At 75.3% G+C, this 16,992-nt stretch carries 15 protein-coding genes, 1 pseudogene and 1 riboswitch; of the genes and pseudogenes, 5 read left to right on the forward strand and 11 right to left on the reverse strand.

Translation table 11 applies throughout. The features are described 5' to 3' along the window. Both ACXYMW_RS12050 and cbiE read right to left on the reverse strand, forming a co-directional pair. Positions 1 to 205, reverse strand: a pseudogene (locus tag ACXYMW_RS12050) (hypothetical protein); the annotation flags it as partial. Beyond that, positions 202 to 1,404, reverse strand: a complete 1,203-nt coding sequence (cbiE, locus tag ACXYMW_RS12055; RefSeq protein WP_459035575.1) for a precorrin-6y C5,15-methyltransferase (decarboxylating) subunit CbiE — start codon at positions 1,402 to 1,404, stop codon at positions 202 to 204. The pseudogene ACXYMW_RS12050 and the gene cbiE, both read right to left, overlap by 4 nt. Here cbiE and ACXYMW_RS12060 point away from each other — a divergent pair. Continuing rightward, positions 1,403 to 2,164: a cobalt-precorrin-6A reductase gene (locus tag ACXYMW_RS12060; protein WP_459035576.1), complete on the forward strand. Its 762-nt coding sequence runs from the start codon at positions 1,403 to 1,405 to the stop codon at positions 2,162 to 2,164. The two genes, cbiE and ACXYMW_RS12060, sit on opposite strands and share 2 nt — an antisense overlap. A gap of 419 nt (positions 2,165 to 2,583) precedes the next feature. On the opposite strand, the gene cobJ is transcribed toward ACXYMW_RS12060, so the two are convergent. The 7 genes from cobJ to ACXYMW_RS12095 all read right to left on the reverse strand — a co-directional run bounded on the left by cobJ (position 2,584) and on the right by ACXYMW_RS12095 (position 10,883). After that, the gene (gene cobJ, locus ACXYMW_RS12065) at positions 2,584 to 3,336 is read right to left on the reverse strand and encodes a precorrin-3B C(17)-methyltransferase (protein ID WP_459035577.1); all 753 of its coding nucleotides are present in this window, start codon (positions 3,334 to 3,336) and stop codon (positions 2,584 to 2,586) included. Positions 3,337 to 3,448: 112 nt separating this feature from the next. Next, positions 3,449 to 4,216, reverse strand: coding sequence for a precorrin-2 C(20)-methyltransferase (locus tag ACXYMW_RS12070; protein ID WP_459035578.1), 768 nt, complete (start codon positions 4,214 to 4,216; stop codon positions 3,449 to 3,451). Beyond that, positions 4,213 to 4,842: a precorrin-8X methylmutase gene (locus ACXYMW_RS12075; protein WP_459035579.1), complete on the reverse strand. Its 630-nt coding sequence runs from the start codon at positions 4,840 to 4,842 to the stop codon at positions 4,213 to 4,215. The genes ACXYMW_RS12070 and ACXYMW_RS12075 overlap by 4 nt, the downstream gene beginning before the upstream one ends. Then, positions 4,842 to 5,975, reverse strand: a complete 1,134-nt coding sequence (locus tag ACXYMW_RS12080; protein ID WP_459035580.1) for a cobalamin biosynthesis protein CobG — start codon at positions 5,973 to 5,975, stop codon at positions 4,842 to 4,844. The genes ACXYMW_RS12075 and ACXYMW_RS12080 overlap by 1 nt, the downstream gene beginning before the upstream one ends. A gap of 115 nt (positions 5,976 to 6,090) precedes the next feature. Further along, positions 6,091 to 9,471: a cobaltochelatase subunit CobN gene (cobN, locus tag ACXYMW_RS12085; protein ID WP_459035581.1), complete on the reverse strand. Its 3,381-nt coding sequence runs from the start codon at positions 9,469 to 9,471 to the stop codon at positions 6,091 to 6,093. 4 nt (positions 9,472 to 9,475) lie between these two features. Next, entirely contained in the window at positions 9,476 to 10,531 is a 1,056-nt protein-coding gene (gene cobW / locus ACXYMW_RS12090; protein WP_459035582.1) for a cobalamin biosynthesis protein CobW, read from the reverse strand. Continuing rightward, positions 10,524 to 10,883, reverse strand: coding sequence for a DUF1636 family protein (locus ACXYMW_RS12095; RefSeq protein WP_459035651.1), 360 nt, complete (start codon positions 10,881 to 10,883; stop codon positions 10,524 to 10,526). Before ACXYMW_RS12095 ends, cobW begins: the two co-directional genes overlap by 8 nt. A 245-nt stretch (positions 10,884 to 11,128) precedes the next feature. Further along, positions 11,129 to 11,354: riboswitch (cobalamin riboswitch) on the reverse strand. A gap of 471 nt (positions 11,355 to 11,825) precedes the next feature. Here ACXYMW_RS12095 and cobO point away from each other — a divergent pair. From cobO to ACXYMW_RS12115, 4 genes are read left to right on the forward strand one after another with little or no spacing between them, the layout of a single operon-like run. Beyond that, the gene (gene cobO, locus ACXYMW_RS12100) at positions 11,826 to 12,434 is read left to right on the forward strand and encodes a cob(I)yrinic acid a,c-diamide adenosyltransferase (RefSeq protein WP_459035583.1); all 609 of its coding nucleotides are present in this window, start codon (positions 11,826 to 11,828) and stop codon (positions 12,432 to 12,434) included. Next, positions 12,434 to 12,784 (forward strand): Lin0512 family protein, encoded by a 351-nt coding sequence (locus ACXYMW_RS12105; protein ID WP_459035584.1) that lies wholly within the window; start codon positions 12,434 to 12,436, stop codon positions 12,782 to 12,784. The genes cobO and ACXYMW_RS12105 overlap by 1 nt, the downstream gene beginning before the upstream one ends. Then, the gene (locus tag ACXYMW_RS12110; RefSeq protein ID WP_459035585.1) at positions 12,781 to 13,137 is read left to right on the forward strand and encodes a Lin0512 family protein; all 357 of its coding nucleotides are present in this window, start codon (positions 12,781 to 12,783) and stop codon (positions 13,135 to 13,137) included. Before ACXYMW_RS12105 ends, ACXYMW_RS12110 begins: the two co-directional genes overlap by 4 nt. A 22-nt stretch (positions 13,138 to 13,159) precedes the next feature. After that, on the forward strand, positions 13,160 to 14,617 hold the full coding sequence (locus ACXYMW_RS12115) for a cobyric acid synthase (RefSeq protein ID WP_459035586.1): 1,458 nt from the start codon (positions 13,160 to 13,162) through the stop codon (positions 14,615 to 14,617). Between the two features lie 97 nt (positions 14,618 to 14,714). Here the strand turns inward: ACXYMW_RS12115 and ACXYMW_RS12120 are convergent, their stop codons facing one another. Both ACXYMW_RS12120 and ACXYMW_RS12125 read right to left on the reverse strand, forming a co-directional pair. Further along, on the reverse strand, positions 14,715 to 15,041 hold the full coding sequence (locus ACXYMW_RS12120; protein WP_459035587.1) for a hypothetical protein: 327 nt from the start codon (positions 15,039 to 15,041) through the stop codon (positions 14,715 to 14,717). Continuing rightward, complete coding sequence (locus ACXYMW_RS12125) at positions 15,028 to 16,950, reverse strand: OmpA family protein (protein WP_459035588.1); 1,923 nt, start codon at positions 16,948 to 16,950, stop codon at positions 15,028 to 15,030. The genes ACXYMW_RS12120 and ACXYMW_RS12125 overlap by 14 nt, the downstream gene beginning before the upstream one ends. Positions 16,951 to 16,992 lie beyond the last annotated feature (42 nt).

The following is a 16,992-nucleotide window of genomic DNA, read 5'->3' on the forward strand; positions in this document are numbered from 1 at the left end:
CGAAGGCGGCCAGCGCCGGATGCCCTTCTTTGTCGGCCGGCACCGCCGCGGTGGCGGCGTGCCGGGCGCCGCGGGCGGCCTCGTAGGCGGCGCGCAGGGCGCCGGCATCGGCGCTGGCGCGGAAGCCGAACCCGGCCACCAGCCGCGCCGCCGGGGCGGCCGCGCCGGCGCGCGCTCCCGGGCCGGGGGTATCGCCGCGGCTCACAGCGTGACGCTCCATTGCGTGACCGGGTAGGCGCTCTGCCAGCCGCGGAGGCGGCCCAGCGGCCGGGCCTCGGAGAGCTGCAGCCGCAGCAGGGCGCCGCCGAGCCGGGCCTGCGCCGCCGTCAGCAGCGCCTCGCTTTCCAGCGTCACGGCGTTGGCGACGATCCGGGTGCCCGGCGCCAGCGCCGCCAGCCGGTCGAGCAGCGGCCCGGAAAGGCCGCCGCCGACGAACACCGCCTGCGGCGCCGGCAGGGCGTCGAGCGCCTCCGGCGCCGCGCCCTCCACCACGTCGAGCCGGTCGCAGCCCAGCCGCGCCGCGTTGGCGCGGATGCGGGCCGCGCGGTCGGGGCGGCGCTCGATGCTGGTGGAGGCCAGGCTCGGATCGGCCAGCAGCCACTCGATCGCCACCGAGCCCGAGCCGCCGCCGATGTCCCAGAGCCGCTCGCCCGGGCGCGGCGCCAGCGCCGACAGGGTGAGGGCGCGGACCGGCCGCTTGGTGATCTGCCCGTCGCTGTCGAAGAGCGCGTCGTCGCGGCCCGCGGCGCAGCCCAGCACCGCCCCGCTGCCGGCCACCTCCAGCGCGGCGCAGAGCGGATGCGCGAGACCGCGGGCATCGAACGCCTCGGCCCGGCCGTCGCGGCGCGCCTGCCGCGGCCCGCCCAGCGCCTGCAGCGCGGTGACCCGGCTGGCGCCGAACCCCTCCGCGGTCAGCCAGGCGCAGAGTTCCGCCACCGCGTCGCCGTCGCGCAGCAGCACCAGCGCCCGCCGCCCCGGCGCCAGCACCGGGCGCAGCCGCGCCAAGGGCGCCGCGTGCAGGCCGGCGCAATGGACCTGCTCGAGCCGCCAGCCCATCTCCGCCGCCGCCAGCCCGAAGGTCGAGGGCGCCGGCAGGGCGCGCCATTCGCCGCGGCCGTAGCGGTCGGCCAGCACGGCGCCGGCGCCGAACCAGAACGGATCGCCCGAGGCCAGCACCGCCACCCTGCGGCCGCGCAGCGCGTCGAGCCGCGCGAGGCCCTCGGCGAAAGGCACCGGCCAAGGGACGCGCCGGGCCGCGAGGCCGAGCGGCGCGAGAAGTTCGAGGTGGCGCGGCGGCCCCATGACGATTTCCGCCTGCCGGAGGGCCTCATGGCTTGCGGCGGCCAGTCCCTCGGGGCCATCCTCGCCCAGCCCCACGATGGTCAGCCACGGAGCCTCAGACATGCAGCCCAACCCCCTGATCCTCGGCGGCACTACCGAGGCCACGGCGCTGTGCCGGGCGCTGGCCGAGCGCGGGCTCGGCGGCACCATCTCCTTTGCCGGCCGGGTGGAGCGCCCGGTGCGCCAGCCGCTGCCGCAGCGCGTCGGCGGCTTCGGCGGGGCCGCGGGGCTCGCGGCCTGGCTGCGCGCGCATCGCGCGAGCCACGTCATCGACGCCACCCATCCCTTCGCCGCGCAGATGAGCGCCAACGCGGTCGCCGCCTGCGCCGAGGCCGGGGTGCCGCTGCTGGCGCTGACCCGGCCGCCCTGGCGTCCCGGGCCGGGCGACGACTGGCTCTGCGTGCCCGACATCGCCGGCGCGGTGGCGGCGCTCGACCGGCCGGCCACCGAGGTCATGCTGGCGGTCGGCCGGATGCACCTGGCGGAATTCGCGCCGAACCCGCAGCACCGCTACCTGCTGCGGCTGGTCGACCCGCCGGCAGCGCCGCTGCCGCTGCCGCGCACCGAGGTGGTGGTCGATCGCGGTCCCTTCACCGAGGCCGGCGACCGCGCGCTGATGGAGCGCCACGGCATCCGGCTGGTGGTGTCGAAGAATGCCGGCGGCAGCGGCGCCGTGGCCAAGCTGCAGGCCGCCCGCGCGCTCGGCCTGCCGGTGATCATGATCGACCGCCCGGCGCTGCCCGACCGCGCCGAGGTGCACGCCGTCGCAGAGGCGCTTGCCTGGCTGGGCGTGGCGGAGGCCGCCGAGGACCGCGCGGGCTGAGCGCACCAGACGGGCGATCGCCGCCCCGGCCCGCCCTGGCCGCCCGGTCTCGAGGGCGGCGCCCCCTCGCGGCGGGGCGCCGAGCGCCGCCCCGGGGGGGCGGGTCGGTGCGGCCCGGCCCTGCTTCCGGGCGGGAGGGCGGGGCAGGTGCGCCGGGCCGGGCACAAGGACAGAAGGGTCGCTGCCCGGAGCAACAGGGGCGCAGGGAAGGGTCCAAATCCAGTTCCCGGTAAGGCCGCGCAACCGGGCGGGAAGGCGGGACGGCGCGCTCCCCGCGAGACGGCCCGGCGGACGGGCGGCGCCGCTCGCGCCTGCGCGCTGGCGCGCGTCGGCACCGTGCAATGCCGGGCCGCACGGCGGCAGGGCGCCTGTTGCGCCTGCGCGCGGGCGCGCGTCCGGTGCCACGGCGTCGCGGCGCCTCATGCCGGCACCGAGCGCGGCGTGTAGACCCAGGGGCCGCCGGCGCGCTCGATCACCCGGGTGCGCGAGGAGCCGACCAGCACCATGGTGCGCATGTCGGCCATCTCGGGCCGGGCCTCGGTCAGCGGCACCACCGAGAGCCGCTCTTCCGGGGTCGAGACGGCGCGGGCGAAGATCACCGGGCGGGCATCCATGCAGGCCTCGCGCAGCACCTCGAGCGTCCGGGCGAAGCCCTCGGGGCGGGATTTCGAGCGCGGGTTGTAGAAGGCCATGGCGAAATCCGCCTCCGCGGCGAGCCGCAGCCGGCGCTCGATCAGGTCCCAGGGCTTGAGGTTGTCGCTCAGGTTGATGGCGCAGAAATCGTGGCCCAGAGGCGCCCCGGCGCGGGCCGCGGCGGCCAGCATCGCGGTGATCCCCGGCAGCACGCGGATGTCGAGGTCGCGCCAGGCGGCGGGACCGTCCTCCACCGCCTCGAAGATCGCCGCGGCCATGGCGAAGACCCCGGGATCGCCGGAACTCGCCACCACCACGCGGGCCCCCGAAGCCGCCAGCGCCAGCGCGTGGCGGGCGCGGTCGATCTCGACCCGGTTGTCGGAGGCGTGCTTGGTCAGGCCCGGGCGGTCGGGAATGCGCGCGACATAGGGAATGTAGCCCACCGCGTCGGTGGCCTCGGCCAGCGCGGTCGACACCTCGGGCGTGACCAGCGCCTCGGCGCCGGGGCCGAGCCCGGCAATCGCCAGCCAGCCGCTCATGCCGGCCTCCCGGGAGCCACGCCAGGGCCGCCTGCAGCACCGGAGGCCATGGCCAAGACGGGCCGCCGCGGCCCGCGCGCCGCGGCGCCGCGCCCGCCGACGCCGCGCCGGCTCACGGCCGCCGCCCCTGGCCGTGGACCACGAGGATGGAGAAATAGGGCAGGTCCTCGCCCAGCGCCTCGGCCATCGGGCGCACCCGCTGGTCGGCCATGGCGGCGTATTCCACCAGCCAGGCGCGGTCGGCCTTGCCGGCCTGCTCCAGCGCCCGGGCGACCTTGGCGAAGTTGCGCCCCAGCTTCATCACCACCAGCGCGTCGGCGTCGAGCATGCCGCGCACCAGCTCGGCCTCGGGCAGGGTGCCCATCAGCACCGTCAGCACGTCGTCGCCCCAGGTGATCGGGGCGCCGGTGGCGGTCCAGGCCGCCGACATGCCGGTGATCGCCGGCACCACCTGCACCGGCACGACGCCCTCGAGCCGGGTGTAGAGATGCATGAAGGAGCCGTAGAAGAACGGGTCGCCCTCGCAGAGCACCACCACGTCCTCGCCGGCCTCGGCCAGCGCCGCGAGCCGCGCCCGGCACTCGGCGTAGAAGGCCGAGAGCACCGCGTTGTAGCGCGGATCGTCGAGCGGGATCTCGGTGGTGACCGGGTATTCCATGGCGTGCTCGACGACGTCCGGGGCCAGCATGCCCTCGACGATGCGGCGGGCCTGCCCGGCGCGGCCCTTCTTGCGGAAGAACGCGACGTGGCGGGCGCTGCGGACCAGACGGTCGGCGCGCACGCTCATCAGCTCGGGATCGCCGGGTCCGAGGCCGACGCCGTGCACGGTGCCGACGGCCTGCGCGGTCTCGCGGGCGGGGAGGGTCTCGGGCCGGGTCATTCGGCGCGGCTCGCGATGGCGTTGATCGCCGCGACGGTGATGGCGCTGCCGCCGAGCCGTCCCGCGACGATGCAGCAGGGCGCCGGCTGCGCCGCCCAGAGCGCGGCCTTCGATTCGGCGGCGCCGACGAAGCCCACCGGGCAGCCGATGATCGCCGCCGGCCGCGGGCAGGACGGGTCCTCGAGCATGTTCAGCAGGTGGAAGAGCGCCGTCGGCGCGTTGCCGATCGCCACCAGCGCGCCCTCGAGATGCGGCCGCCAGAGCTCCAGCGCCGCGGCCGAGCGGGTGTTCTCCATCGCCGCCGCCATCTCCGGCACGCGGGGATGCTGGAGCGTGCAGATCACCTCGTTCTGTGCCGGCAGGCGCGGCCGGGTCACGCCCTCGCTGACCATGCGGGCGTCGCAGAGGATCGGCGCGCCGGCCTCGAGCGCAGCGCGGGCCGCGGCGACGAAGCCCGGGGAGAAGCGGATGTCGCGCTCCAGCCCGACCAGGCCGGCGGCGTGGATCATCCGCACCGCGACCTGTTCCTCGTCGCGCGCGAAGCCCGAGAGCGCGGCCTCGGCGCGGATCGTGGCGAAGGATTCGGCGTAGATCGCGGCGCCGTCGGTTTCGTAGTGATAGGGCATCAGAGCGTCATCCGGCTGAGGGCGTCCGGGTCGAGGCCGGTCGCGGCGGGCTCATCCCACGCGCAGCCGTCCCGGACAAGATCGACGAGACCGCCGCGGCCCACCAGGGTGCGCGCGGCGGGGCGGGGCCGGGCGCAGCCCTTGGCGCAGCCCGACACGTGGAGATCGGCACATCCGCGCGCCGCCAGCGCCTCGGCCAGCGGGCGCGTGGCGATTTCGGCGCTGGCGCAGAACGGCGCGCCGGGGCAGGCATCTATTGTGAGCCGCGGATCGCCGGGGCGGACGATCAGGCCGGGGGCGTCGGTGCCGCGGACGCCGTCCAGCCGCAGCATCCGCCAGGGCGAGACGCGGATCTCGCCGTCCCGGCCGTCGAGCGCCGCGCGCAGCTCGCCCGCCGCGACCATGCCGAAGGGCAGGGCGCACCACAGGCCCCCGGGAGCCGGTCCCGGCGCGGGCCGGGGGCGCGGCGCGGCGGGCGGCTCGGCGGTCCAGCCGGGGGGCAGGGCGTGGCGCGCCACCACCCCGCGCATCCGCCGCGCGTCGCCGTCGCGGCGGCGGTCGAACCAGCCGAGCATCTCGGCCAGCGCCGCCGCGACCTCGCTTTCGTCCACCGGCCGGCCGCGCGCCGCGCCCTCGGCGCGCAGGATCAGCCCGCCCGCGGCGCCGCGCTCCAGCCGAAGGTCGGCCGGGTCGTCCGCCAGCACCGGCGCCGGGCCGCAATCCACCGCGATGCCCAGCTTGGCCGGCAGCTCGGGCAGGTCCGGCAGCGCCGCCGCCAGCGCCCGGGCCAGCCGATGGGTAACGTCGCCTGCGCGCCAGTCCGGCGCCAGCATCAGCCCCGGCCGCGCCTCGGCGGCGGCGTCCAGCGGCAGCAGGCCCAGCGCGTCGAGCCCGTCGAGCGCCGCGCCGTGATCCGGCTCGGCCAGCCCGCGCAACTGCAGGTTGCCGCGGTTGGTGGCCTGCACCATGCCGCTGCCCAGCCGCTCCGCCAGATCGCAGAGCCCGCGCGCCTGCGCCGCGGTGAGCCGCGCGAGATCCGGCCGCACCCGCAGGATCAGCCCGTCGCCGGAGCGCATCGGGCGGAAGGCGCCCGGGCACCAGCCGCGCACCCGGCTCTGCGCCGGCCCGCTCATCGCGCTGCCTCCGCACGGATCGGCGCGGGCAGGGCCTGCACCGCCGGCGTGGCCCCGGCCCGCACAGCCAGACCGACGCGCCCCACGGCGCCCGGGCCCCATGCGCGCGCCCCGCTCACCGCGCCAGCTCCGCATGGATGGAGTTGCGCCGGCTCTGCCACAGCCCGGCCTCGAGCAGCGCGGCAAAGCGCGCCCGCATCGCCGCCAGCGCCTCCGGGTTGGCCTCCGCCAGGAAGGCCGCGACCTCCGGGTCGCCCAAAGTGGCGTCGTGGTAGAGGTCGAAGAGGTGCGGCGAGACCGCCCCGGCGAGATGCGCGAAGGCCGCCATGTGCTCCAGCGTGGCGGCGATCTCGGCGGCGCCGCGGAAGCCGTGCCGGCGCATCCCGGCGATCCAGCCGGGATGGGCGGCGCGGGCCTGCACCACCCGGGCGATCTCCTCGTTCAGGGCGCGGGTGCGCGGGCGGCCTGGATCGGTGTTGTCGAGATGCCAGAGCCGCGCCCGCCCGCCGGTGACCTTCTGTGCGGCGGCGAAGCCCGCCTCGTGGGCGGCGTAATCCTCGGCCAGCAGCAGGTCGCTTTCCGGCAGGTCCTGGGCGTGCACGAAGCCCTCGGCCGCCGCCACCCGGGCGCGGATGCCGGCGGCGTCCTCGGCGACATGCTCGCCGTCGAAGGCCCAGGACGAGGCGGCGAGCCAGGCCTCGCCCGCGGCCTGCCGCGCGGCCTCGGTATAGACGTCGAGATGCCCGCCCATGCCGGCGCCGTAGGATCCCGGCGCCGGGCCGTAGACCCGGGCCTCCGCGGCGCCGCCGGCATAGGGGTTCCAGTCCGCCGCCTCGTCGCGCGCCGCCAGCGCCCGCACCGCCTGCTGGTAGAGCGCCGAGAGTTGCGGGAAGACGTCGCGAAAGAGCCCCGAGACCCGCAAGGTGACGTCGAGCCGCGGCCGGTCGAGCTCGGCAATGGGCAGCACCTCGATGCCCGAGACCCGCTCCGAGCCTTCGTCCCAGACCGGCCGCACGCCGAGGAGCGCCAGCGCCATGGCAAAATCCTCGCCGGCGGTGCGCATGGTCGAGGAGCCCCAGAGATCGACCACCAGCCCGCGCGGCCAGTCGCCCTCGTCCTGCAGGTGGCGCCGCACCAGGTCGTCGGCGAGCCGCACGCCCTGCGCCCAGGCCGCCCGGGTCGGCACGGCGCGCGGATCGGTGGTGTAGAGGTTGCGCCCGGTCGGCAGCACGTCGCGCCGCCCGCGCGCCGGCGAGCCCGAGGGCCCGGCCGCCACCCGCCGCCCGGCCAGCGCGTCGAGCAGCGCAGCGCGCTCGGCGGCGCAGGAGGCCGGCTCGGCGGCCTCCCCGGGCGTGCCGCGGCCCCAGACATGCAGCCCGGCGCCGAACTGGCTTTCCTTGACGTCGCAGACGAAGCGGTCGATGCGGGTCAGCGCCTCGCCGGCATCCATGGCGGCGTCGAGGCCGAGGTCGTCCTCCACCCCCTGCGCCCGCGCCTCGGCGCGGATGTCGCCCACCAGCCGGTCGCGGCGCCGCGGGTCGAGCCCGTCGGCATTGGAGAACTCGTCGAGCAGCGCCTCCAGCCGGGCCAGCCGCTCCGGCGTGCCCGAGGCCTTCAGCGGCGGCGGCAGGTGGCCCAGCGTCACCGCGCCGATGCGCCGCTTGGCCTGCGCCGCCTCGCCGGGATCGTTGACGATGAACGGGTAGATCACCGGCAGGGCGCCGGTCAGCGCCTCGGGCCAGCAGGTCTCCGACAGCGCCACCGCCTTGCCTGGCAGCCATTCCAGCGTGCCATGGGCGCCCATATGCACCAGCGCGTCGGCCTGGTCGCGGAGCCAGAGGTAGAAGGCGACATAGCCGTGCCGCGGCACCCGGGAGAGGTCGTGATATTCGTCGCCGCGGCGCGCGGCGTCGCCGCGCTCCGGCTGCAGCGCCACCAGCGCCCTGCCGCGGCGGAGCGCGGCGAAGGCGAAGCCCTCCGGCCCCGCCGCGGGGTCGTCCTCGGGCGCCCCCCAGGCGGCCTCGAGATCGGCCCACAGCCGCTCCGGCAGCCGCGCCAAGGCCGCGCGGTACTCCGCCATCGGCCAATGCAGCCGGTCGACCGCCAGCGCCGCGGCCAGCCCGCGCCCGGGCACCGCGTCGTAGCCCGCCTCGGCCAGGTCGGCCAGCACCGCCTCGGCCGAGGCCGGCGCGTCCATCCCCACCGCATGGGCGGCGTTCCAGTCCCTGCCGGGATAGGTCGAGAGCACCAGCGCCACCCGCCGCGCCGCGGGCGGCAGCGCCGCCAGCCGGTGCCAGCCGGCCACCCGGTCGGCGATCGCCGCCACCCGGTCGGGCGCGGCGCGGTGCACGGTGCGGGCAAATTGCAGGTCCGGGTCGCGCGCCTCGGGAGTCTTGAACGAGGCCACGCCGCCGAGGATCCGCCCGTCGACCTCGGGCAGCACCACGTGCATGGCCAGATCCGCCGGCGACAGCCCGCGCTCGGCCCCGGCCCAGGCCTCCCGCCCGGAGGTCGCCAGCGCCGCCTGGAACACCGGCACGCCGCCGGCATCGAGCGGCGAGGTCCCGTCCGCCCCCTTGCCGGAAAACGCCGTCAGGTTGACCACCGCGGCGGGCTTCAGCGCCCGGATCTGCCGCGCCAGCCAGCCCGCCGCCTCCGGGGCCTTGAGCGACGGCGCGAACAGCCCGACGGCGGCAAAGCCCCGCGCCTCCAGCGCCGCGATCAGCGCCGCCACCGGCTCCAGGTCGGCGGCCGCCAGGTAGGCGCGGTAGAACACCACCGGCACCACCGGCCGCGCCCCGCCCGCGCCGCACGCCGATGCCCCCCCGGGCTTCTTCTGAGCCGAAATATCCTCGGGGGGAGCGGGGCTTCCAGCCCCGCGGGGGGCAGACAGCCCCCCTCCGCCGCCGGCCGCCAGCGCCGCCGGGCAGCACACCCCGTGCCCCGGAACCCAGGCCCCCACCGCCGGCAGGCTCTTCACCCCCCGGACCGGCCCGGCATAGAGCCCCGCCGCCAGCGCCATCTGCTGCAGCGCCGCCTGCGCCGCCACCGGCCCGCCGCTGTCCATCAGCGCGGCCAGACGGTGCAGGGTCGAGCCCGGCAGGGTCGAGACCGCGTCGAGCGCCGGGTCGGGCCGGCCATCCGCCGGCAGCACCGCCAGCGCGATGCCCCGGGCCTGGGCCAGCGCCGCCACCTGCGCGAGCCCGTATTCCCAGTAGGGCCGGCCGCCGATCAGCCGGATCAGGATGCCGCTGGCCCCGGCGAGGGTCTGCTCGACATAGGTGTCGACCGAGAGCGGGTGGGTCAGCTGCGCGAGGTTCGCCAGCCGCAGCGACGGCATCGCGTCGCGCCCGCCGCCGCGGTGCCAGCCCGCCGCGAGCGCGCCGAGGTCGGAATCGGAGAACGACAGCGCCACCAGCTCGGCCGTGTCCTGGCCGAGATCGGTGGGCGTGGCGCTCTCCTCCAGCCCGTGGCTCTCGCGGAAGACGACGTGCACCGGGTTATTCCGCCGGGGTGGTCTCGGGGGCGAGCACGGCGCGGATCGCGGCGGCATCTATGTCGTCGTGCTCGGCGATCACCACCAGCCGGCCGCGGCGCGCCTCGTCCGCGCCCCAGGGCCGGTCGTATTGATGGCGCACCCGCGCCCCCACCGCCTGCACCAGCAGCCGCATCGGCTTGCCGGCCACCGCGGCGTAGCCCTTGACCCGCAGGATGTTGCGCTCGCGCGCCAGCCGCTCGATGCGCGCCACCAGATCGGCCGGCGTGGCCAGGTCCGGCAGCTCGACGACCACCGAATCGAAATCCTCGTGGTCGTGCTCGGGGGCGCCGTCATGGTGCGAGGGGCGGGCGTCGATGTCGTCCTCGGCGGCGGCGCCGAGGCCCAGGATGACCCGCGGATCGACCGCGCCCTCGGCGACCTCGACCACCGGCAGCGGCCGCGGCGCATGGGCGGCGATGGTCTCCTTCGCCCGCGCCACGCCTTCGGGCCCGGCGAGGTCGGGCTTGGTCAGCAGCACGATGTCGGCGCAGGCGATCTGGTCCTCGAAGACCTCCGACAGCGGGGTCTCGTGGTCGAGGCTGTCATCGGCTTCGCGCTGGGCATCGACGCGGGCCACGTCGGGGGCGAAGCGGCCGGCGGCCACCGCCTCGGCATCGGCCAGCGCGATGACGCCGTCGACGGTGATCTTCGAGCGGATATCGGGCCAGTCGAAGGCCTTCAGGAGCGGCTTCGGCAGGGCCAGCCCCGAGGTCTCGATCAGGATGTGGTCGGGGCGCGGCTCGAGCGCCATCAGCGCCTCGATGGTGGGGATGAAATCGTCCGCCACGGTGCAGCAGATGCAGCCATTGGCGAGTTCCATGATGTTTTCCTCCGGGCAGTCCGGGATGGCGCAGCCCTTGAGGATCTCGCCGTCGACGCCGACATCGCCGAACTCGTTGACCACCACGGCGAGCCGGCGGCCGCCCGGGTTCTGCATCAGGTGGCGGATCAGCGTGGTCTTGCCGGCGCCGAGAAAGCCGGTGACGACGGTGACGGGCAGTTTGGCGAGATCAGGCATGGTCGGGCTCCGGGAGCAGCAGGGGAGGAATGCGGGCGATGCAGTTCTTGCGGAAATGGACCGGGCGCTCGCGCCAGGGCACCAGGCCGTCCGGCGTGGCGGCATAGGCGGCAGCACCCTCGCGCAGGATGTCGGCGAGGTCGGGGGCGAGGTTGCCGTAGACATAGGTCCAGCGCGATGGCCCGCCGCGCAGCGCCACCGAGCAGCCGCGGTCGCAGTTCGACAGGCACTCGACGGCGTGCAGGGTGACGCCCTCGGGCAGGGTGCCGTCGAGCGCGTCGTGGAGCAGCGCGCCGGGGCGGCTGCCGTCCTCGGCGACCTCGGAGCCGGCGCGGCACTTGACGCAGACCAAGAGCTCGACCGGCGCCGGCGGGGCGGTGTCGGATTCGCGGTCGGGGCCGGGGCGGGCCGCGGTCGCCGCGTCGCGGTGCGGCGCGGCGTCGATGGCGGCGCCGGGGCCGGCCGGGCCGGCGGGCGCGGGGGAATCGGCGGTGTCTCTCATGCGGCCTCGTCGTCCTCAAGGGGCTGGGCGGAGCGGGCCGGATGGCGGGCGGACGCGGCGCGCGGGTCCTCCCGACACCGGAACACCCCGTCCGGGTCTCACGTCCTGCGCGGGCAGGTCTCCCGGCTTGCGGATGTCGGGGCCCGGGGGCCCCGGCGGGTGGCCGGCCTTCCCAGCCCGGGCGGGGCCAGTGGCGTTCGGCGACCCTCTCCGGTCACGGTCGCGGGGGCGGCTGCGCTTGACCCCGGCTTCGGCCGGAGCTGGCGCATTCCCTTTTCACCCGAGACGCGCGCCCCGGGCACCAGCGCATGCGGTTCTGTGCGGGCTGGCGCGGGTTCTGTCAAGGCCGCGCACTGGCCAGCGGCGCCAGGTCGCGACGGGGCGCCTGTCGCGCGGGCCCGGTGTCCACGAGCGCCGCGCTCCGCTACGCTGCCCCGCGCGGCGGGCCCCGCCGGGCAGCGCCCGACCCGCCTCCTCGGGTCGGGCGCTTCGCTGCCCACCCCGCGGGCCGGACGCCGCCCTCCGCGCACCGGATCGGAGATCGGTTACCTTGAGGCGCGGGCGGTTCCGGCCGTCGTGCGGTGTTTATGAGCGCCGCGCTCCGTTCCGCTGCCCGGCCCGGCGGATACCGCCGGGCAGCGCCCGTCCCGCTCCCACGGGGCGGGCGCTGCCCTCTGCATGCAATTCCGACCACATTCCCCCGAGCGCTCCGCCCGAGCCGCGCCCAGCCCCGCCCGTTGACCCGGCGGGGCGGCGGTGCCAGACCTTCGGCACCCAGACCGGAGCCCGCCGATGAGTGACGACGCCGCCCGCCACGCCGCCAAGATGCAGAAGATCAAGGCCGCCCGCGACCGCATCATGGCCACCAAGACCGAGGAAAAGGGCCTGATCGTCGTCCATACCGGCAAGGGCAAGGGCAAGTCCTCCTCGGGCTTCGGCATGGTGCTGCGCTGCGTCGCCCACGGCATCCCGGTCGCCGTGGTGCAGTTCATCAAGGGCAATTGGCAGACCGGCGAGCGGCAGCTTCTCGAGGAGCGCTTCCGCGACGAGGTCCGGCTCTTCGTCTCCGGCGAGGGCTTCACCTGGGAGACCCAGGACCGCGACCGCGACATCGCCGCCGCCCGCCGCGGCTGGGAGATCGCCAAGGACCAGATCCGCGACCCGGCGATCGGCTTCGTGCTGCTCGACGAGATCAACATCGCGCTGCGCTACGATTATCTCGACATCGACGAGGTGGTGGACTTCCTGCTCACCGAGAAGCCGCCGATGACCCATGTCGTGCTGACCGGCCGCAACGCCAAGCCGGAGCTGATCGAGGCCGCCGACCTCGTCACCGAGATGGAGCTGGTCAAGCACCCGTTCCGCGACGGGGTGAAGGCGCAGAAGGGCATCGAGTTCTGATGCCCCAGCGCCGCCTGATCCTCGAGTTCGGCATGGGAACCTCGCTGCGGCGGCAGGATTACACCGCTGCCGCGCGCCGCGCGGTGGAGAACGCGCTGTGGCGCAACTCGATCACCCTCGCCGAGCTGTTTGGCCGCGACCCGGCGGAGATGCGGATCGAGGTCGAGATCGGCGTCGCCGCGCCCAACCGGGTCGACACCGCGCAGGTCGCCGCGGCCTTTCCCTACGGCGCGGTGAGCGTGCGCGCGGTGCCGGGCGGGCTCGACCTGCCGCGGCCGGGCGGCGGTGCGCCGAGGGTGATGGCCAACGCGGTGATCGCGGTGTCGCTCGACCTCGGGGGCGCGGCATGAGCGACCGGCGGGTGATCCTCGAGATGGGCATGGGCACCGATCTGCACGGGCGGGACTACACCAAGGCCGCGCGGCGGGCGATCGAGGACGCGCTGCGGCATTCCTCGTTGCCGATCCTCGGCGCGCTGGGGCTCGACCACAGCGCGATGCGGGTGGCGGTCACGGTGGCGGTGCAGCAGCCCGACCGGGTCGACACCGCGGCGCTGACGGCCGTCCTGCCGCGCGGCCGGGCCGAGGTGCGGGCGGTGTTCGGCGGGCTCGACACCACCGACCCGGTCACCGGCGAGGTTTCGGTCATCGCGCAGGCGGCGGTCGAGGCCTTCCTGCCGCCGCAGGCGCCGGGCGCGGCATGAGGCCGGGCCCGGGGGGCGCGCCGTGACCGCGCTGATGATCCAGGGCACCGGCTCCAACGTGGGCAAGTCGCTGCTGGTGGCGGGGCTGGCGCGTGCGCTGACGCGCCGCGGCCTGTCGGTGGCGCCGTTCAAGCCGCAGAACATGTCCAACAACGCCGCGGTGACCGCCGATGGCGGCGAGATCGGCCGCGCCCAGGCGCTGCAGGCGCAGGCCGCGGGGCTTGCGCCCCATACCGACATGAACCCGGTCCTCTTGAAGCCCGAGAGCGAGACCGGCGCCCAAGTGGTGGTTCAGGGCAAGCGCCTGACCACGGCGCGGGCGCGCGACTACGCCCGGCTCAAGCCGCAGCTCATGGGCGCGGTGCTGGAGAGCTTCCGGCGGCTCGAGGCGGCGCATGACATCGTGCTGGTGGAGGGCGCCGGCAGCCCGGCCGAGGTCAATCTGCGCAAGGGCGACATCGCCAATATGGGCTTCGCGCGCGCCGCCGGCGTGCCGGTGATCCTCGCCGGCGACATCGACCGCGGCGGGGTGATCGCGCAGATCGTCGGCACCCGGGCGGTGATCGATGCCGAGGATGCCGGCCTCGTCCGCGGCTTCCTGATCAACCGCTTCCGCGGCGACCCCACGCTCTTCGACGACGGCTACGCGCTGATCGCGGCGCGCACCGGCTGGCCGGGCTTCGGCGTGGTGCCGTGGTTCGACGAGGCCTGGCGGCTGCCGGCCGAGGACGCGCTCGACCTGCGCGCCGGCCGCGGCGCCGGGGGGCTGCACGTGGTCTGTCTGCGCTTCGGCCGGATCGCCAATTTCGACGATCTCGACCCGCTGGCCCAGGAGCCGGGGGTGCGGCTGACCCTGCTGGGCCCCGGCGAGGCGCTGCCGGGCGATGCCGACCTGGTGATCCTGCCGGGGTCGAAATCGACCCGGGCCGATCTCGCCTTCCTGCGCGCCCAGGGCTGGGATCTCGACATCGCGGCGCATCTGCGCCGCGGCGGGCACGTGCTGGGGCTCTGCGGGGGCTACCAGATGCTGGGGCGGCGGATCGCCGATCCCCTGGGGCTCGAGGGCAGCCCGGGCGAGACCGCGGGCCTGGCGCTGCTCGACGTGACCACGGTGATGGAAGGCGACAAACGCACCGTGGAGGTCGCGGCGGTGCACGCGGCCAGCGGCCGGCCCTTCGCGGGCTACGAAATCCACATCGGCGCCACCACCGGACCGGATCGCGCGCGGCCCTTCGCGGAGGTCGACGGGGAGCCCGAGGGCGCGGTCAGCGCGGATGGCCGGATCGCCGGCAGCTACCTGCACGGCATGTTCCGCGACGACGGCTTCCGCGCCGCCTGGCTGGCCGGGTTCGGCGTCGCGGCCTCGGAGACGCGCTACGGCGCCACGGTGGAGGCGACGCTCGACGCGCTCGCGGCGCATCTGGAGCACCATCTCGACATCGACGGATTGCTCGCCGTGGCGCGGGGCGGTCTCGGCTGACGGCCCCGTCCGGACGGCCGCGCGGCCGCATTCGGTCCGCGGACCGAAGACGCTAACGTCGGTGTTTCCAAAGCGACGCGGCGGGCCGGGCGCGGCCTCAGCTGGCGCGCATGCGCTCCACGTAGGAGCGCATTTCCTCGGCCTCGTGGCGGGCCTCGCGCAGACCTTCCATGGCCGCCGAAAGCTCGGCCTCGGTCTGGGCCAGCTGGTTGGTCAGCTCGGCCTCGCGCTGCTGCAGGTAGGTGATGGCCTGGTCGCGGGTTTCCTCGGCCTCGTGCAGCTCCTGGCTCATGCGCTCGAGCTCGTTGACGTCGGCCTGGCTGACCCGGGTGAAGCGGTGCACCAGCCAGTTTGCGAACCAGCCAAGGCAGAAGGCGATGAACAGGATGATCGCGGTGGCGAAGATAAACTCAATCCTGTTCATCCGCTGGTTCTTGCTCCGCCACCTCGGGTGCTTCGTTTCCTTCCTGCAACGTCGCGGCGGAATCTTCAACGCTTTCCGTGTCGTTTTCGGCGGTTTCCTCGCCTTCCGCGCGAATCAGGTGGAACTCGATTCGCCGGTTGGCCTCGCGGCCTTCCTCGCTGCCATTGTCGGCGATGGGATTTTCCTCGCCGTAGCCGCGGGCCCGGTAGGAGCCGGTGAGCACCCGGCGCTTGCGCAGCGCCTCGAGCACCGATTCGGCGCGCTTCTGGCTCAGCTGCTGGTTCATCACCTCGCGGCCCTGGCTGTCGGTGTGGCCCTGGATCTCCAGCGGGATGTCGCCGCAGAGCCGCAGCAGCTCGCCGATCTCGTCCAGGACGTCCTTGGCCGAGGCGTCGAGCGTGGCGCTGCCGGGCTCGAAGGTGATCTTGCGCACGCCGGTGATGGTGCCGATCCGCGCCACGCATTCCTCGGGGCTCGGAATGCCGAGCGTCGGGTCGAGCTTTTCCTGATAGGTGACTTCGATCGCCGCCTGGTCGTCGCCGATCTTCTCGGCCACCAGCGCGGCGATCTCGCTCGCCGCCGCCTTGTTGCCGGTGTCGCCGGTGATGGCGAACCGGTCCGGGGACACGCTGACTGAGCCGTTGGCGAGCTGCGACAGCGCCTCGAGCGCCACCAGCACCCGGGCCTGCCAGATCTCGGGCAGGCTGTCATCGACCCGCAGCCCGGTGCGCACCTGCTCGGAGCCGAAGGCGGCGCGGGCGAAGCTGTCGACGGTGGTGCGCGCGGTTTCCGAGGCGACCTGGCCGCGCAGCTGCACCAGCCCCTCGGGGCTCTGGGTGGCGACGAACTCGGTCGGGCCGGTGCCCTCCTCGGGGGTCTCGGGCAGCACCGCGTCGAGCACGAAGCCCGAGGGCAGGGCGCTGGTCAGGTCGCCCACGGTCTTGTCGAACCGCGCCGGGTCGGTGCCCTCCACCGCGACCAGCGCGATGTCGGAATTGGTGAAGGTGACGGAACCGCCCTCGAGCTCGGAGACCGCGGCGATCGCCGCCGCGGCGGCATCGCCCCAGCCCTCGGCGGGAACGCCAAGGCCGATGACGCAGCCCGGGCTGCCCTCGAAGCCGGCATCGCGCGCCGCCTCGAGGATGCGCTCGCGCGCGGTCTCGCTGTCGGCCGAACAGGAATCGAAGCGCGCGCCCTCGGCATCGGCGACGAAGCGCAGGGTAAAGGGCGCGATCACCGGCCGCGGCGCCGACAGGTCGAGCTCGAGGTCGAGCCCGTCGGGGGCCGCCGATTCCAGCCGCCGCGCCACGCGGTCGCGGCTCTCGGCATCGCTGGCCATCGCCTTGACCGCGAGCCGGCCGGCCTCGACCGAGATCTTCGAGCGTTCGAGATTGTCGAGCGCCAGGGTGGCCAGCCGCATCGACGGCGCCCAGGCCTCGGGCGTCGGGTAATCCGCGCTGTCGAGCAGGTCGGTCACGCCCTCGGTGCCGCCGACCATGCGGCCGACCAGCTCCACCAGCGCGGCGCGGTCATACTCCGCCGGCACCAGCCCGATCAGCTGCACCTCCGCCCCGTTGCGCAGGATCTCCACCGAGAAGCGCGGCGCTTCCAGCCCGTCGGCCTCGGCCACCTGGGTCTCGTCTATCACCCGGGCATCGTCGACCACCTTGCCGGCCACCGACAGCGCCTTGAAGCGCGCCGATTCGCTGGGCGCGGTGCCGATCAGGAAGACCTGCAGGCCGTTGGCGTCGACCTGCGCCCAGTCGATCCCCTCCTCCTCGAGCGAGCGCTCGATCTCCTCGATCGAGCTTTTCTCGATCATGTCGACGGAGAAGACCGCGGCCACCGCGGACAGCGCCGCGGCGCCCGAGAAGGTGGCGAAGAGGATGGCCAGCGCAGACAGTCTCATGGCAGATCCGAGGTTCGTTGCGGGACGAGTCGTGATACGCGG

It is taken from the genome of Roseivivax sp. CAU 1761, assembly GCF_054482755.1.

Excerpts from the sequence above, each read along its gene's own strand:
- ACXYMW_RS12060 (WP_459035576.1), top strand. The coding sequence starts at position 1,403 with ATGCAGCCCAACCCCCTGATCCTCGGCGGCACTACCGAGGCCACGGCG.
- cbiE (WP_459035575.1), bottom strand. The coding sequence starts at position 1,404 with ATGTCTGAGGCTCCGTGGCTGACCATCGTGGGGCTGGGCGAGGATGGC.
- cobJ (WP_459035577.1), bottom strand. The coding sequence starts at position 3,336 with ATGAGCGGCTGGCTGGCGATTGCCGGGCTCGGCCCCGGCGCCGAGGCG.
- ACXYMW_RS12070 (WP_459035578.1), bottom strand. The coding sequence starts at position 4,216 with ATGACCCGGCCCGAGACCCTCCCCGCCCGCGAGACCGCGCAGGCCGTC.
- ACXYMW_RS12075 (WP_459035579.1), bottom strand. The coding sequence starts at position 4,842 with ATGCCCTATCACTACGAAACCGACGGCGCCGCGATCTACGCCGAATCC.
- ACXYMW_RS12080 (WP_459035580.1), bottom strand. The coding sequence starts at position 5,975 with ATGAGCGGGCCGGCGCAGAGCCGGGTGCGCGGCTGGTGCCCGGGCGCC.
- cobW (WP_459035582.1), bottom strand. The coding sequence starts at position 10,531 with ATGCCTGATCTCGCCAAACTGCCCGTCACCGTCGTCACCGGCTTTCTC.
- cobO (WP_459035583.1), top strand. The coding sequence starts at position 11,826 with ATGAGTGACGACGCCGCCCGCCACGCCGCCAAGATGCAGAAGATCAAG.
- ACXYMW_RS12105 (WP_459035584.1), top strand. The coding sequence starts at position 12,434 with ATGCCCCAGCGCCGCCTGATCCTCGAGTTCGGCATGGGAACCTCGCTG.
- ACXYMW_RS12110 (WP_459035585.1), top strand. The coding sequence starts at position 12,781 with ATGAGCGACCGGCGGGTGATCCTCGAGATGGGCATGGGCACCGATCTG.
- ACXYMW_RS12120 (WP_459035587.1), bottom strand. The coding sequence starts at position 15,041 with ATGAACAGGATTGAGTTTATCTTCGCCACCGCGATCATCCTGTTCATC.
- ACXYMW_RS12125 (WP_459035588.1), bottom strand. The coding sequence starts at position 16,950 with ATGAGACTGTCTGCGCTGGCCATCCTCTTCGCCACCTTCTCGGGCGCC.